This is a genomic window from Vibrio sp. Vb0349 (genome assembly GCF_033338975.1).
Map to the genome: position 1 here is coordinate 1 of NZ_JAWOTS010000105.1, position 1,777 is coordinate 1,777.

Consider the following 1,777-nt stretch of genomic DNA (forward strand, 5'->3'; position numbering starts at 1 on the left):
TTGGGATGTTCTCGACCCTACGGCCACGACGTTTGAAGATTCCAGTGCCAATGGCGAAGTGCATTATCGTGTTGGCACCATTCAGCAAAGCGATGGTTCTTTGTTCTGGAGTGGATGGAGCGATAACATCACGGTTGCGGGTTCTGGTGGTGGTAAGGGCGGCGGAAAAGGTGGAGGCAAGCCGAACAAATGAACGCCATGAAAAAGGCCCGGGAAGAGGGCCTTTTTGTGTTTTTAACTTTTCATGTTTTCCATATCGAACAGAGATAAATACGGCTCTGTGGCTAAAGATTTGCCACGAATTGTTTATTAAACTCAGCGTTTACTTTATCGCTTAGCTGTTCGTATTTTTCGCTCAACGCAATTTGCTGCGCTTGTAGATGAGTTGGGTTCTTAGCAAGATCAGAGGCATGAAGTTGGCTCATCTCCTCCATAAAGCCGCTAGTTAGCTGGCTGAAGATCGCGTCTTTACCGATAATAAAGTTCGCAAAATTCTCTTTCACGAATGCTTGTTCATTCGGGTTTAAGTTTTCTAAACCCAGACGTGCTTGGTTAGCAGAGGTTACATCATCAAACGTTGCGTTAGCTGGGTTCGTGCCTGGCTTCAGATAGGCGGCATCATTTTTAAAGTCATTGGCATTTTGAGTAAATGCGTTTTCAATCAACTTTTGAGAAAAGCTTCTGACTTCGAACGTTGACTGCACTGGCTTATGGTCGCTGACATTCTCAAAACCATCAGTGATAACACTGGTTTGGTGGTTCTGTAAGTTGCCCGTTTTGTTGGTTAAACCAGTGTTATCCAGCTCACCGAAGTCAGGGCGATCTCGGCCTTCTTTCTGCTTAATATTGCCAGTGTGCTTATCTAGCTGCATGTAAGTATGGCTATCGAGTGGTTTGAACTTAAAGCCATGTTTCGCTAAGTGCGTATCATCGTGGGCAATTGGGTCGTACAGCACATCAGAGCCTTCAGCAACGCGCTTCTCACGTTCATTGAGATCGCCAGTGATCAGAACTTCCTCATTTGGATTAATGCCTTCCATCAACTTGTTGCCTTCGAACTCACGTTTGACTTCTTTGTTGGAATCCAGGTGTGCAGAAATGACGTTTAAAGGTTGTCCATTGATCTCCAAAGCCGTTTTCACGCCGCCTTTATTACCCGTGATGCCCATGAAGAATTCCATGTTTCGTCCACCGATGCCGTGACGATATTCAGACTCATTTTTCACGTTAATATCGACGCCATCTTTCGCAAAAACAGACATCGAAGTGTAGCTGATACCTTCACCAAGCCCTTTAGTCATGACTTTCATTTTGTTTTGGCTAAGCAGGTTCATGCCATCGAGTTCTAGGTCGTTAGCAAGCAATTTCGATTCTTGTTCGGCAAATAAGACCACATCATAGTCACCCTTTTGGATAAGGTTTTGGAAGTAGTTCTTCGTCTCTGCAGGCATCTTTTGGTTGGCTTGGTTGTACGTTAACGTCAGGACCTTAACGTTGCCGTTGTTCTCTTTTTTGTGCAGTTGTTGGTTCATCAAGTTCAGCTTTAAGTCGCTGTTTTTCGATGAATCTGTTTTGCTAAAAAAGCGATTAAAAAAGCTGCGATTTTCTTTTTGTTTGAGGCTAATTTCACCATCATTGCTTTTGGTAACGCTGTATTCTTTACCAAATACAGAGCCAAATTTAACGGTATCGCCTTCTTTCGCATTGGTTTTGATATTTTGAATATCTGCGAGGTCTAAATTACCTCGATGTTGACTATTAATTTGAATTGTCGACA

General features: G+C 43.4%; 2 protein-coding genes. One reads left to right on the plus strand and one right to left on the minus strand.

Annotation, left to right across the window (positions count from 1 at the left end):
- Positions 1–193 (plus strand): hypothetical protein (locus R7Q47_RS23600; protein ID WP_318089543.1); only part of this gene is annotated, 193 nt, incomplete at its 5' end.
- Positions 194–284: 91 nt separating this feature from the next.
- Here the strand turns inward: R7Q47_RS23600 and R7Q47_RS23605 are convergent.
- Positions 285–1,777, minus strand: a 1,493-nt coding sequence (locus R7Q47_RS23605; RefSeq protein WP_318089545.1) for a VPA0450 family T3SS effector inositol phosphatase, incomplete at its 5' end; no start/stop codon positions are given.